The sequence below is a fragment of the Ensifer sp. genome (genome assembly GCF_035999185.1).
GTDB lineage: Bacteria > Pseudomonadota > Alphaproteobacteria > Rhizobiales > Rhizobiaceae > Ensifer.
This window is the reverse complement of the sequence record NZ_DASYHB010000207.1, coordinates 26,207-39,263: the sequence shown is the minus strand read 5'-3', so window position 1 is coordinate 39,263 and position 13,057 is coordinate 26,207. Positions and strand designations below refer to the sequence as shown.

Sequence of the window (13,057 nt, the reverse complement as noted above, 5' to 3'; positions counted from 1 at the left end):
CTTTAGCACGTCCTTAGTCGCGCCGGCCGAAACGGCTCGGTCGCAACCAGGCCATGATCGTGGAACGCGGAAGCCCCTGGATCCGATCCAGGGGCTTCTGTTGCTGCGAAACGAGGTCGTTTCGCTTACTGCTCGCTCTTCTTGATGCCATAGGCGAAGAATTGTGAGTTCAGTCCGTTGACCGGGTAGCCGGTCACAGCGGAGCTCGAAACGACGATCTGCGGGTAGAGGTAGAGCCAGTTGCTGGCAGCATCCTCGGCGATGATCGTGTTGGCTTCCTTGAGCTTGGCGGTCTGCTCGTCGGTATTGGCGGCCGCTTCCGAGGCCTTGATCAGGTCAACGACCTCAGGGTTGTTGTAGCCCCAGTAGAAGTCCGGGTTGCCGTAGAAGACGATATCGCGGTGATTGACGTGCTCCTGCAGCGTCGCCTGGAAGTCATGCGCCTTGTAGACCTTGGTGTACCACTCGTTGGCGGTGATCACGTTGATCTCGACCTTGATATTGACCTTGGCAAGCTCGCTCTGGATGAACTGCGCGACGATCGGGTGCGGATCATAGTTCGGCGTGTCGAGCTTGAAGGTGAAGCCGTCGGCAAAGCCCGCTTCCTTCAAAAGTGCCTTGGCGCTCTCGACGTCATAGGCGTCGACGGCGGTGAGGTCCACGTACCACGGATCGGTCGGCGGCACGAAGGAGCCGATAAGCGTGCCATACTCGCCCCAGATCGAGGTCAAGAGCTTCTTGTCGTCGATGGCCCGAGCGATCGCCTTGCGAACCTTCACGTTGTCGAAGGGGGCGACGCGATCGTTGAAGGCGAGCAGCTCCTTGGTGGTCGACTGGCCGGCAGTGACGGTGAAGTCCGGATTGTCCTTGAACTGGGCGATCGAATCCGGGCTCTGGACGCTGGTGATGATATCGACGGCGCCGGTCAGAAGCGCATTGTTGAGCGCGGTCGCATCGGTGAAGTACTGGAAGACCACTTCGCCGTTGGTCGGTGCAGTGCCCCAGTACTTGTCATTGCGGGTCAACGCCAGCGACGAGCCGCGACGCCATTCGTCGAGACGATAGGGGCCGGTGCCGTCTTCGCCGGCGTTCAGATCCTTTGCCGCATCATTGACGATCCAGACGTAGCTCAGATTGTAGGGAAGAGAAATCGAGCGGGCGGAGAGCTTGACGACGACGGTCTGGTCGTCCGGGGCCTCGATCGCGGCAATCGTGGCGAGGCTCTTCTTGCGCGAGCTCTTGGATTGCTCCGCCGTTACGCGCTCGATGCTGTACTTGACGTCGGCAGCCTTCAGCGGGTCGCCGGAGTGGAAGGTAACGCCCGAACGAAGCTTGAAGGTGTAGGTGAGGCCGTCTTCGCTGACGTTCTGTTCGGCAACGAGGCCCGGCTGGACGTCGCCCGCATCGGTCAGCGTGAACAGCGCCTCATAGACATTGCCGTTGAAGGCTTCGTTGATGCCCTGGCCGGCGCCGGCGGTGTTGTCGAGGTTCTGCGGCTCATAGAGCGAACCGATGGTGATCGAGGCGTTGGGGTCGAACTTGGCGTCCTCGGCGAATGCGGCCGTGCTTGTCGACAGCGCGAGCGCCAGTGTGGCGGCGGCGAGGATTGGGCGCGATGCCGTCAGGCTGCGTCCCTTTGATTTGCCAAAGCCGATGATAGTGCCGTTCATTTCCCAAACTCCTGCATGAAACCTGTCACGCGTGTGTCGCGTCACTGCGCCGTCCGATGTATCCCCCGGAGGCTTGCGATGCATCATACTTATTCCCTAGTAATTTAGTGGGAAAATTGGTTTCTTTTGTCAGCCGAAGTTGAAAATTGTACCCCGGCATTGGCCAAGCCGGCGAAGGCGATTTCGGTTTTCAGCGAGATGCGGGTTGCCGAGATATATCAGAGGCCGCAGATGGAGCCGATGGCTCCGTAGGGAAATGCCGTCATCTGACCGAAGACCTTCGCACTCGCGGCAGGTTGCATTCGGCAACCAACCAGCCTGCTCCATCGCGCGCGCTTCAATACCATCCAGCGTGATTGTCTACCGCTAAGAACTTCGCTCGAAAATTGTAAAATGCAACACGTCGACAAAAGGATTCGACAGTCAACGGATTCTGATATATCGCATGATTAATCGTTTAATCACGCGATAGCGGAAACCACTGACTTGGCGCGTTCCGGACCAAAACTGACGAGGATTGCCAGAACGCTGGGCGTCTCCGCGGCGACGGTGTCGAACGCGCTCTCGGGCAAGGGCCGCGTCTCGGCCGAGATGGTCGAAAAGATCCGCGCGACGGCTGCCGAACTTGGCTACGTGCCAAGCCAGGCGGGCAGGGCACTTCGAACCGGGCGCACCGGTGTCCTTGGCCTCGTCCTTCCCGATATCGCCAATCCGCTTTTCCCGCAGATTGCCCAGGCGATCGAGCTTGCCGCGTCGTCATCCGGCTACGGCGTGCTGATCGCGGACTCGCGCGGCGACGTCTCGACCCAGACCAAGGCGATCGAACGGCTGATCGATCGTGACGTCGACGGCCTGGTGATCGTGCCGCGGCGCGGCACACGCATCGCCGATGTCGGCTGTCCCGTCGCCGTTATCGACACACCCTCGACGCCCGGCAACACGGTTGCCGCCGACCATTGGGATGGTGGTCGACAGATTGCCGAACACCTGAAGGCGCTCGGCCACCGCCGCGTGTTGATCATCGGCAACAACCCCGCCTCGAACGTGCAGAACGACCGCGCTGGCGGCATCCGCTCGGTTTTTGGCGAGGGGTGTCATACGGATACGCTCTGGATCGAGCCGCTGGAGAAGGTCGCCGGCAAGGGTTGTCCACTCGGTCTCGCCGAGAAGGTGGCCGAAGGCTACACCGCCTTTGCCTGCATCTCCGATCTGCATGCGCTTCGGGCGCTGACCGAATTGCAGCGCGCGGGCATCAACGTGCCTGAAAAGGCGAGCGTCACCGGTTTCGACGATCTGATCTGGGCGCCGGTCATCACGCCGGCGCTGACCACGGCGCGCATGGACATGACCGAGATCGCGGCGATTGCCGTCGCCGCGCTTGTCAGGGCGATCAGCGAACGCGACCCTTCCGATCCTCAGATCGGCGCCCCCGTTACGGCCGAGACATCCAAGGTGCCGATGCATCTGGTCGTCAGGCAATCGGCCGCCGCACCACCTGCAGCTCATCCCATTCATACCCCCATCACCGCAGCCACATCCGTCACCGAAGGAGGACACCAGCCATGAAGAAGTTCCTGCTTGCCTCGAGCGCGCTCTTGCTCGTCGCCGCCCCTGCCGCATCTGCGCAGGAAAAGACCCTCACCATTTCCGTCTACGGCTTTGCCCAGGACGCCTTCAAGGAACTGGTTTACACGCCGTTCGAACAGAAATGCGGCTGCAAGCTCGTCGTCGAGACCGGCAACAGCGTCGAGCGCCTGGCGAAGATGGAAGCCAACAAGGCAAGCCCGGTCGTCGACATGGCCGTTGTTTCGATGGCCGACGCGCTCTCCGCCACGCGCGCCGATCTGATCGAGAAGATCGACACGTCCAAGCTTTCCAACTTCAACAAGCTCTATGATCTCGCCAAGGACCCGAATGGCGACGGCATGAGCGTCGGCTACACCTTCTATGCGACCTCGATCGTCTATCGCTCGGACAAGATGGAAGTGAATTCCTGGGCCGATCTCTTGAGCGACGAGAACGCCAGCCACGTCGCGTTCCCGAACGTCACCACCAACCAGGGCCCGCCGGCGCTCTACATGGTCGGCGAAGCGCTCGGCAAGAACACGCCGGACCTCAAGGAAGCGATCGCTGCCGTCGGCGCCAAGAAGGACGATATCGTCACCTTCTACGTCAAGTCTTCGCAACTCGTGCAACTGATGCAGCAGGAAGAGATCTGGGCCGCTCCGATCGGCCGCTTCTCCTGGGAAGGTTTCACCAAGCTCGGCCTGCCGATCAAGTGGGCAACGCCCAAGGAAGGCCAGACCGGCGGCATGAACGTCATGGTGCTGACCAAGGGCGGCAAGAACCAGGATCTGGCGCTTCAGTTCATGGACTTCTGGCTCTCGACCGAAATCCAGACGGCACTCGCTGAAAAGCTCGTCGACAGCCCGGCCAACAAGGACGTCAAGGTTTCGCCCGAGATCGCCGAAAACCTCACCTACGGCGAAGAGACGGTGAAGAACCTGAAGCTCATCCCGTCTGCTGTCGCCCTCGACAACCGCGAAGCGTGGCTGTCGGAGTGGAACGCGCAGGTCGGCCAGTAAGCCAAGAGACCGAATGCCACCGGCCGGCTCTGTCGGCCGGTGGACGCTGCGGCGCCTATGACGGGTAGGCCGCGCCAACGAATGCCTTGAAAGGAAGAAGGATGTTCCAGAACCGCGCCGAAGCCCTGGCGCTCGCTCTGCCCGCAGCGGTCTTTGCGGCGATCGTCTTTCTTGTGCCGGTGGTGATCCTGCTGGCGGAAGGCTTTCGCAGTGCCGACAGCTGGTCGTTGTCGGCCTATACGACCTTTTTCTCGGATCCGCTGAACCGCACCGTCTTCCTGCGCACGTTCCGGCTCGGCCTGATGGTCACCGCCGTCTCGGCGGTTATCGGCTACGCCGCGGCCTTTGCCATCGTCAATCTTTCGCCGCGCAACAAGGGGCAGATGATCGGCCTCGTCGTGCTGCCCTTGATGATTTCGTCGGTCGCCCGCACCTATGCCTGGATCGTCATTCTCGGCCGTACCGGCATCGTCAACCAGGCGCTCCAGCTCGTCGGCCTCTCGGATGAGCCGATCCGTTTTCTCTTCACCGAAACGGCCGTGTTCATCGGCCTGTTGCAGCTGTTCCTGCCGCTGATGATCCTGTCGCTGATCAGTGCGCTCGAAAACATGCCGAAGGATGCCATTCCCGCGGCCCGAGTTCTTGGCGCCAACTGGTTCCAGGTGTTCTTCAAGGTGATCCTGCCGCTGACCAAAGAAGGTCTCGTGATCGGCGGAACGCTGGTCTTCACCGGCTCGCTGACGGCCTACATCACGCCGGCGATCCTCGGCGGTTCCAAGGTGCTGATGCTCGAGACGCTGCTCTACCAGCGCGTCACCGTCGCTAATGATTTCGTTGCAGCCAGCGTCATCGCCTTCATCCTGATCGTCATGAGCTTTGCCGCCAATCTTCTCCTGAAACGGCTTGCCACCGCGAGGAACAAGCGATGACCCCGCGCGTCTTTACCCCTCTCGTTCTTTTCCTGGTGATCGGCTTCCTGATCGGGCCGTTCTTCATCATCGTCGCCGCCTCGCTTTCGGGCGGCGAGACGCTGGCCTTCCCGCCGCAGGGCTTCTCGCTCAAGTGGGTCGCCAAGGTCTTCACGGTCGAAAGCTTCCAGGAAAGCTTCGCGATCTCGATGCTGCTGGCGATCGGCGGCACGGCCGCTGCCCTCGTGCTCGGCGTTCCCGCCTCCTACGCCCTGTCGCGCTACAAACTGCCCTTCAGCGAAACCATCCGCACGATCGTCTCGCTTCCGATCATCGTGCCCGGCATCATCGTTGGCCTCGCGCTCCTGCGCTATATCGTCGTGCCTTTCGGCCTCAACATCACGCTGACGCTGTTCCTCGCCCACACGGCGCTGGTTCTGCCCTATGCGGTGCGCGTCGTCTCGGCGAGCCTCAACAACCTGCGCTCCGATATCGAGGAGGCGGCGGTGCTGCTCGGCTCCTCGCGCGCCGGCGCCTTCTTCCGGGTGGTGATGCCGAACATCCGCAGCGGCATTCTCGCCGCCTTCATCCTCGGCTTCGTCACGAGCTTCAACCAGGTGCCGGTGTCGCTCTTCCTTTCCGGTCCCGGCGTGCGCACGCTGCCGATCGACATGCTCTCCTACATGGAGATCACCTACGATCCATCGGTCGCTGCCCTCTCCGCGCTGCTCGCCTTCATGTCCATCGGCATCGTCTTCCTTGCCGAACGCTTCCTGGGATTTTCTCGCTATGTCTGACGCCGCTTTCCTCAACCTTGAAAAACTGACGCTCGCCTATGGCGACACCGTTGCGGTGAAGGATCTCGACCTGTCGATCCGCAAGGGCGAACTGGTGGCGTTCCTCGGTCCGTCCGGTTGCGGCAAGACCACGACGATGCGTTCGATCGCCGGTCTGCTGTCGCCGGCTTCCGGGGCGATCAAGCTCGACGGCGCCGATATCACCCGCGTTTCCGCCAACAAGCGCTCGGTCGGCCTGGTCTTCCAGTCCTATGCGCTGTTCCCGCACTTGACCGTGTTCGAAAACGTCGCCTTCGGCCTGCGGCTGAAGAAGCTGCCGGCATCCGAGATCGAGAGCAAGGTCACGGCCGGGCTGAAGTCGGTCGGTCTTTCGAAGTTCTCCGCCCGCAAGCCGGGCGAACTCTCCGGCGGCCAGCAGCAGCGTGTGGCGCTGGCGCGCTCCATGGTGATGGAGCCGAAGGTGCTGCTTCTCGACGAGCCGCTGTCGAACCTCGACGCCCGCCTTCGCCTCGAAATGCGCACGGAACTGCAGCGGGTGCAGAAGGAAACCGGCGTGACGATGATCTTCGTCACCCACGATCAGGGCGAAGCGCTGTCGCTTGCCGACCGCATCGTCGTCATGCTCAACGGCGCGATCGAGCAGATCGGCACGCCCGAGGATATTTATAACCGCCCGATCTCGCGTTTCGTCGCCGACTTCGTCGGTTTCGAAAACATCTTTGCCGTCGAGGGCGGTAAGCTGAAGGCCGGCAACGGCCCAATCGATCTTTCCGGATCCCTGCCGCCTGACACGGCGGGGCTTGCGTGGCGTCCGCGCATGGTGACCCTTGGTTCAGGTCCTTTCCAAGGCACTGTGCGCGGAGCCTCTTTCTCCGGCAGCACGCGCGAGTATCTGCTCGATACCCCGCTCGGTGCGATCAAGGCCGAGGAAGACGCTGCATTGGCGGCGCGCGAAACCGGTTCTACGATTGCCTTCGACCTGCCGGTCGAAAAGGCCGCGTGCCTCAAGAAGTTCGGTTGACGTCAGATGGGTGTCTGGATCGATACGGACATGGGCTTCGACGACATCGCTGCGGTGCTCGTCGTGCTTCATGCCGGTGAAAAGATCGACGGCGTTTCGCTCGTCTTCGGCAACACGCCGATCGACCAGGTGAAACGCAATGCCGCCAGCGCGGTGCTTTCCTTCGGTTGGGATTTCCCAATCCACGAGGGGCGCGCCTTGCCGGTGCTTGGCAAGCTCGAAACCGCCGAACGCATCCTTGGTGAAGCTGGCATGCCGACCGCCGGGCTGACGCTTCCGGAGGCAGAGGCCCTGCCGGCAAGCGATGCTTTTGCAGCACTTTGCGCCTGGCTCGAAGAGGAAGGGCCGAAGCGCATCCTCGCGCTCGGGCCGCTCACCAACCTTGCCGCCCTTTGCCTTGCGCGCCCGGATCTGGCCGCCCGGATTACCGATCTCACCTGGATGGGCGGCGGCGTCACCAGCGGCAACCACACGGCCTCCGCCGAGTTCAACGCCTTTGCCGACCCCGAGGCGCTTGCGATCGTGCTTGCGCACGGGCTGCCGCTGCGCATGGTCGATCTCGATCTCTGCCGCAAGGTCTTTGCCTATCCGGACGACATTGCGCCAATCCGCTCGGCCGGGGGCGCCAACGCGGTCCTCATCGCCGATCTGCTCGCGGGCTACATCTCGATCGGCACCAGCCGCGGCCGCCCGGGCATGGCGATCTATGACCCTTGCGCTGCCGTTGCCTTCGTCAACCCCGGTGCCATCTCCTTCAAGAATGCCCGCATCGACGTCGAGCTTGGCGGCGCGCTGACCCGCGGCCGCACGGTCGTGGAGACCCGCGCCAGCCATGCGACCTTCAATGCCGAATATGCCGTCGACGTCCATGCCGAGACGACGCGGGCGCAGATCCTTGGCGCGCTGATGAGGGAAGCGCAGAAGTGAGCATCGTGCAGCCTCAAGACCTGATGGATGCGGTCCTTCGCAACCGCGCTGTGGCGGCCGCCCGCGGCGCCGAACCCTTCGACGTATTGATCTCTGGTGGCACGCTGGTCGACGTGGTAACCGGCGAGCTTCGCCCCGCCGATGTTGGTATTGTTGGTCCGTTGATTGCAAGCGTCCACGAACCGGGCACGCGGGCCGATGCGCTTGATGTCATCGACGCAACCGGTGCCTTCATTTCGCCCGGCCTGATCGACACCCATATGCATGTCGAGAGCTCGATGGTGACACCGGCGACCTACGCCAACGCGGTGTTGCCGCGCGGCGTGACGACGGTCGTCTGGGACCCACACGAGTTCGGCAATGTCAGTGGCGTTGCCGGTGTGCGCTGGGCTGCGGATGCCATCGCCGGCTCGCCCTTGCGCACCGTCCTTCTGGCACCCTCCAGCGTGCCTTCCGCGCCGGGGCTGGAACTGGCGGGGGCGGACTTTGACGCGAACGTCCTTGCCGACATGCTGCTCTGGCCGGAAATCGGTGGCATCGCCGAGATGATGAACATGCGTGGCGTCATCGACGGTGAGGCACGCATCAGCGCCATCGTTCAGGCGGGGCTTGCCGCTGGCAAGCCGGTCAATGGTCATGCCCGCAGCCTTGCCGGCGCCGACCTTCAGGCTTTCGTCACGGCCGGAGTCAGCTCCGATCATGAGCTTGTCTCCGGTGAAGATCTGATAGAAAAGCTAAGGGCAGGGCTTTCGATCGAGCTGCGCGGTTCGCACGATCACCTGCTGCCGGAGTTCGTCAAGACGATCAACGCCCTGGGGCATCTTCCTCAGACGATCACTCTGTGCACGGATGACGTCTTCCCCGACGATCTCGCCCGTGCCGGCGGCCTTGATGATGTCGTCCGGCGGCTGGTCGGCTACGGCCTGCCGGCCGAATGGGCACTTCGGGCCGCAACGCTGAACGGCGCTGTCCGGCTGGGCCGGCATGATCTCGGGCTCGTGGCCCCGGGCCGCCGGGCCGATATCGTGGTCTTCGAGGACCTCGTCGCGTTTCGTGCACGTACGGTCATGGTTGACGGCAGGCGCATCGCGGGTGCTGGAGGCATGATCGAGCCGGTGGTCGACATCGATGTCGCGCCGCTGCATGGAACGATGAAGATCGCTGCGCTTTCGGAGAATGACTTCCGCGTTGCTGCCGATGGCAAGAAGGTGCGCGTCGCAACCATCGACCGCCCACGCTTCACCCAGTGGGGGGAGGCCGTGGCCGAAGTGGAGAGCGGCTTCGTCGTGCCGCCCGATGGCACGACCCTGATTGCGGTCGCGCACCGTCATGGACGCGCCGATAGTCGGCCGCGCGTTGGGCTTTTGTCGGGCTGGGGCACCTGGCGTGGCGCGTTCGCGACCACGGTCTCGCATGACAGCCACAACCTCACCGTCTTCGGTGGCAATGCGGCGGATATGGCAGTCGCCGCCAATGCGGTAATAGCCGCCGGGGGTGGCATGGCCGCTGCATCAGGCGGCAAGGTCGATGCGCTCCTGCCGCTTCCGCTTGCAGGGTTGGTCTCCGAAGAGCCGCTTGACGTGGTCGCTTCCGGTTTTGCCGAACTGCGGGATGCCGTTGGGCGCATCGTCGACTGGCAACCGCCCTATCTCGTGTTCAAGGCCTGCTTCGGCGCGACACTGGCCTGCAACGCCGGCCCGCATCAGACCGACCGCGGCATCGCCGACGTTGCCACCGGCAAGCTGTTGGAAAGTCCTGTCCTGGACGTGCTCGAGACGTAACCAAGACTAGCCGCCATCCTGGGCGGCTAGTTCGACAGCATCACGCTAACGCGCGGGCCCACGATGTGTCGGCTCAGCCTCGCCCCCTAAATCGCCAAGTTGCGCGGCGCTGGCGGCCGGCTGCGGTGGAGCCCGCGTTTTACTCGGCGCGCGCCAGCTCCTGTTCCACCAGCGTCGACCAGAAGGCGACGCCCGGGCCGATCGCCGCGTCGTTGAAGTCGTAGGCGGTGTTGTGGTGGAGCGCGCCGTCGATGGCGGGGCCGTTGCCGAGCCAGACATAGCAGCCGGGAGCCTCCAGCCCGAAAAATGCGAAGTCGTCACCGGCCGTCGATGGGGGAAACGCCGTGCGGGTCTTTTCGCCGAAGACCGCCTGCGCCGCCTTCAGCGCCCGGGCGGTCGCATCGGCATCGTTGACGACAGGTGGGATGCGACGTTCGAATTCGTAGTCGACGGCAATCCCGTACATCTCCGCCGTGCCGCGCGCGAGGCGACCGATTTCGGTTTCAAGCTGGTCACGGACCTCGGGCGTGTAGGCGCGCGCCGTGCCGCCGATTTCCACCAGGTCGGGAATGACATTGAGCGCCTTGGGATCCCCGGCGCGCACCGAGCAGGCGCTGACGACGGCCGGCTGCAACGGATCGACGACGCGGCCGACGATCGATTGCAGCGAGGCAAGGAAGGTGCCGGCAGCCGTTACCGGGTCTCGGCCGAGATGCGGCTTGGCGCCGTGGGTGCCGACACCGCGGAAGGTGAGCCGCCAACTGTCCGACGAGGCGAGCTGCGGCCCGGCGACGACGGCGATTTCGTCCGGGTCGAGACCGGGCATGTTGTGCAGGCCGTAGACCGCGTCGCAAGGGAAAAGCTGAAACAGCCCGTCCTCGACCATGCGCTTCGCGCCGCCGCGGCCCTCTTCGGCCGGCTGGAAGATGAAATGAACGGTGCCTGAGAAATTGCGGGTCTTTGCCAGATGGCGAGCGGCGCCGAGCAGCAACGTGGTGTGGCCGTCATGGCCGCAAGCGTGCATCTTGCCGGCTTCGCGCGACTTGTAGGGACGGTCGGCGATCTCAGGCATGGCGAGCGCATCCATGTCGGCGCGAAGGCCGATCGAACGTGTGCCGTTGCCCACCTGCAGGGTGCCGACGACGCCGGTTTTTCCAAGGCCACGGTGGACCTTTAGCCCGGCTTCCTCGAGTTCCTTTGCAACGAGGTCGCTGGTGCGCACTTCCTCAAAGCCGAGCTCGGGATGGGCATGCAGATCTCGACGGAAGTCGGTGAGAAAGGCGAGGTCGTCGGCAATTCCGTCTGGCAGGCGCATGTTCAGGCATTCCCGTGGTTCATTTGGCGAAGGGCTTGTGAATTCTGCGAGCATCGCTCGCTGCGCAGCGCCCTTTCGGTTTGATCGAAGTCGCAAACGGTATAGACGAAAACGGCCGGAACCAGAACAGCTCGCCGGTCTTTTTGATCGCCTTCATCCCCGGCGAAACGACGCGAAACGAGGACGCAACCGATGCAGCCCCACGATTTCTGGCAGGAGATCTACCCGCCGAAAAGTTTCGACATTCAGGCGGGCTATCGCGATTTCTTTCCGGCGACACTGCGGGACGGCCGCCAGATCCTTTTGCCGATCCGTCCGCTCAGCGACGGCAAACACGCGCTCGCCTCGCTGATCGTCAACCAGGCGAGTTTTGCCGTGGAAGATGTGCTGGCGAGCGAACTCGCGGCAAAGCTTGAAGCCTTTAAACCCGATGTCGTCGCCGGCCTGCCGACATTGGGCCTGACGCTCGCTGCGGCCGTCGCTCGCAAGCTCGGCCACACTCGCTATGTGCCGCTCGGGACATCGAGAAAATTCTGGTATGTCGACGACCTGTCGGTGCCGCTTTCGTCGATCACGACGCCGGACCAGAAGAAGCGGCTCTATGTCGATCCGCGCATGTTGCCGTTGTTCGAAGGGCGGCGGGTAGCCCTGATCGACGACGTGATTTCCAGCGGCACATCGATCGTGGCGGGGCTTACTTTGATGCAAGCCTGTGGCATCGAGCCGGTCGCGATCGGCGCCGCCATGCTGCAGACCGAGCGCTGGCGACAGCCGCTTGCAACCCTCGCGCCGCATTGGCCGGAACGGGTCGTCGGTGTCTTTCGGACCCCAATGCTTGCGCGCACCGACGATGACGCCTGGCGGGCGGTCTGACCGCGCCGAGATCATCGGCAGCGCCACAAGAAGGGCGGGGCGGCAAAGCCCCGCGAGGGACTTGCGAACGGAATTCTCTTTGCCATCGTGAAAGCTTCGGTCATGCTCGAATCCGAGCGACCGTCTTCACGAAAGGCAGCCCATGCGCTTCGTCAATCCGATCCCTTTCGTCCGCGACATCGTTCGCTCGCGGGAATTCTACGAGAAGACGCTTGGCCTCCCAGTGCGTGAGGACTTCGGCAACTTCGTCTTGTTCGAAGGCGGATTTGCCATCCATGAGGGCCGCTCGCTCGAGCGGACCGTCTGGCGACAGGAGCTTGCTTCGGCGGAAGCCTAAGGGCGGGGAAACCTACTCCTCTATTTCGAGCACGATGATGTCGACGCAGCTTTCGAATGTATCGCGCCTCATGTGGAGCTGATCCATCCGGTCGAACGGCAGGAATGGGGGCAGCGCGTGTTTCGCTTCTATGATCCGGACGGGCACGCCGTCGAGGTTGGAGAGCCTCAGGAGTTTGGGTCGCCGGGCACGTCAGCATAGCTCCGGTTTGCTCGATGCCCGTCGCGAGCCGGACGCCTCCATTAGCACGTAGGCGTCCGGCTTAATGCTGCAAGGTGTTCGTGCGTCGCGCCGCCGGGAGTTGTTCTGGAACTTTGCGCGTTCCGGAAACATCCTACGCTAATTCGCTGGCCGAACCTGATAGTAGACCGTCGATTGGGCGCCGGCCTTGGCGATCGTTACGACGTCGTAGGACGCCTTTGGATCGTTGCCCATGCCGAGCGAGCCGGCGGGCATGCCGGGTACGGCGATGCCGGCGATATCGGGCCGCTCAGCCAGCAGCTTCCTGACCGCTTCGAGCGGCACGTGTCCCTCGATGACATAACCATCGACGACTGCCGTGTGGCAGCCTTCCACATCGGCGGGCACCGAAAAGCGCGCCTTGATCACCGACATGTCGGCCTCATCGCGGACCTCTACCTTGTAGCCGGCGGCTTCCATCGCGTCGGCCCATTGTTCGCAGCAGCCGCATTGCGGGTCCTTGTAGATCGCCATAGTGCCGGTTGCGGCCGCCGCACCTGTCGCCAAGAGGGTGATGCCCGCGATCGTGCCGGCCACGAAATGCCTGCGAAATACGTTCATCGAACACTCCTTTCGTTTCTTCCTGATGTCTGGATTGTGGCG

General features: G+C 63.1%; 10 protein-coding genes and 2 pseudogenes. 9 read left to right on the top strand and 3 right to left on the bottom strand.

Annotated features, from left to right (window positions below):
• Window positions 1–125 precede the first annotated feature (125 nt).
• On the bottom strand, window positions 126–1,670 hold the full coding sequence (locus VGO04_RS29690; RefSeq protein WP_327499568.1) for an ABC transporter substrate-binding protein: 1,545 nt from the start codon (window positions 1,668–1,670) through the stop codon (window positions 126–128).
• A gap of 486 nt (window positions 1,671–2,156) precedes the next feature.
• Between VGO04_RS29690 and VGO04_RS29685 the strand changes: the two genes are divergently transcribed.
• The 7 genes from VGO04_RS29685 to VGO04_RS29655 all read left to right on the top strand — a co-directional run bounded on the left by VGO04_RS29685 (window position 2,157) and on the right by VGO04_RS29655 (window position 9,689).
• Entirely contained in the window at window positions 2,157–3,236 is a 1,080-nt protein-coding gene (locus VGO04_RS29685) for a LacI family DNA-binding transcriptional regulator (protein ID WP_327499567.1), read from the top strand.
• Window positions 3,233–4,255, top strand: coding sequence for an ABC transporter substrate-binding protein (locus VGO04_RS29680; protein WP_327499566.1), 1,023 nt, complete (start codon window positions 3,233–3,235; stop codon window positions 4,253–4,255). Before VGO04_RS29685 ends, VGO04_RS29680 begins: the two co-directional genes overlap by 4 nt.
• 101 nt (window positions 4,256–4,356) lie before the next feature.
• Window positions 4,357–5,184, top strand: coding sequence for an ABC transporter permease (locus VGO04_RS29675; protein ID WP_327499565.1), 828 nt, complete (start codon window positions 4,357–4,359; stop codon window positions 5,182–5,184).
• Window positions 5,181–5,960 (top strand): ABC transporter permease, encoded by a 780-nt coding sequence (locus VGO04_RS29670; RefSeq protein WP_327499564.1) that lies wholly within the window; start codon window positions 5,181–5,183, stop codon window positions 5,958–5,960. The genes VGO04_RS29675 and VGO04_RS29670 overlap by 4 nt, the downstream gene beginning before the upstream one ends.
• Window positions 5,953–6,981 (top strand): ABC transporter ATP-binding protein, encoded by a 1,029-nt coding sequence (locus tag VGO04_RS29665; RefSeq protein WP_327499563.1) that lies wholly within the window; start codon window positions 5,953–5,955, stop codon window positions 6,979–6,981. Before VGO04_RS29670 ends, VGO04_RS29665 begins: the two co-directional genes overlap by 8 nt.
• 6 nt (window positions 6,982–6,987) lie before the next feature.
• Window positions 6,988–7,908 (top strand): nucleoside hydrolase, encoded by a 921-nt coding sequence (locus tag VGO04_RS29660; RefSeq protein ID WP_327499562.1) that lies wholly within the window; start codon window positions 6,988–6,990, stop codon window positions 7,906–7,908.
• A 23-nt stretch (window positions 7,909–7,931) separates the two neighbouring features.
• Window positions 7,932–9,689 carry an adenine deaminase gene (locus VGO04_RS29655; RefSeq protein WP_327499649.1) on the top strand — a complete coding sequence of 586 codons (1,758 nt, stop codon included), beginning with the start codon at window positions 7,932–7,934 and terminating at the stop codon, window positions 9,687–9,689.
• Window positions 9,690–9,828: 139 nt separating this feature from the next.
• Here VGO04_RS29655 and VGO04_RS29650 read toward each other — a convergent pair whose 3' ends face one another.
• Entirely contained in the window at window positions 9,829–11,004 is a 1,176-nt protein-coding gene (locus VGO04_RS29650; protein WP_327499560.1) for a M20 aminoacylase family protein, read from the bottom strand.
• Window positions 11,005–11,181: 177 nt separating this feature from the next.
• Between VGO04_RS29650 and VGO04_RS29645 the strand changes: the two are divergent.
• Both VGO04_RS29645 and VGO04_RS29640 read left to right on the top strand, forming a co-directional pair.
• Window positions 11,182–11,877 (top strand): annotated as a pseudogene (locus VGO04_RS29645) (phosphoribosyltransferase); the annotation flags it as partial.
• Between the two features lie 142 nt (window positions 11,878–12,019).
• A pseudogene (locus VGO04_RS29640) lies at window positions 12,020–12,415 on the top strand (VOC family protein).
• 138 nt (window positions 12,416–12,553) lie between these two features.
• Here VGO04_RS29640 and VGO04_RS29635 read toward each other — a convergent pair.
• Window positions 12,554–13,015, bottom strand: coding sequence for a DUF411 domain-containing protein (locus tag VGO04_RS29635; protein WP_327499559.1), 462 nt, complete (start codon window positions 13,013–13,015; stop codon window positions 12,554–12,556).
• Between the last annotated feature and the right edge of the window lie 42 nt (window positions 13,016–13,057).

What these genes read in the sequence shown, in the direction of transcription:
- VGO04_RS29690 (WP_327499568.1), bottom strand. Translation starts at nt 1,670, where the DNA reads ATGAACGGCACTATCATCGGCTTTGGCAAATCAAAGGGACGCAGCCTG.
- VGO04_RS29680 (WP_327499566.1), top strand. Translation starts at nt 3,233, where the DNA reads ATGAAGAAGTTCCTGCTTGCCTCGAGCGCGCTCTTGCTCGTCGCCGCC.
- VGO04_RS29675 (WP_327499565.1), top strand. Translation starts at nt 4,357, where the DNA reads ATGTTCCAGAACCGCGCCGAAGCCCTGGCGCTCGCTCTGCCCGCAGCG.
- VGO04_RS29670 (WP_327499564.1), top strand. Translation starts at nt 5,181, where the DNA reads ATGACCCCGCGCGTCTTTACCCCTCTCGTTCTTTTCCTGGTGATCGGC.
- VGO04_RS29665 (WP_327499563.1), top strand. Translation starts at nt 5,953, where the DNA reads ATGTCTGACGCCGCTTTCCTCAACCTTGAAAAACTGACGCTCGCCTAT.
- VGO04_RS29660 (WP_327499562.1), top strand. Translation starts at nt 6,988, where the DNA reads ATGGGTGTCTGGATCGATACGGACATGGGCTTCGACGACATCGCTGCG.
- VGO04_RS29655 (WP_327499649.1), top strand. Translation starts at nt 7,932, where the DNA reads ATGGATGCGGTCCTTCGCAACCGCGCTGTGGCGGCCGCCCGCGGCGCC.
- VGO04_RS29650 (WP_327499560.1), bottom strand. Translation starts at nt 11,004, where the DNA reads ATGCGCCTGCCAGACGGAATTGCCGACGACCTCGCCTTTCTCACCGAC.
- VGO04_RS29635 (WP_327499559.1), bottom strand. Translation starts at nt 13,015, where the DNA reads ATGAACGTATTTCGCAGGCATTTCGTGGCCGGCACGATCGCGGGCATC.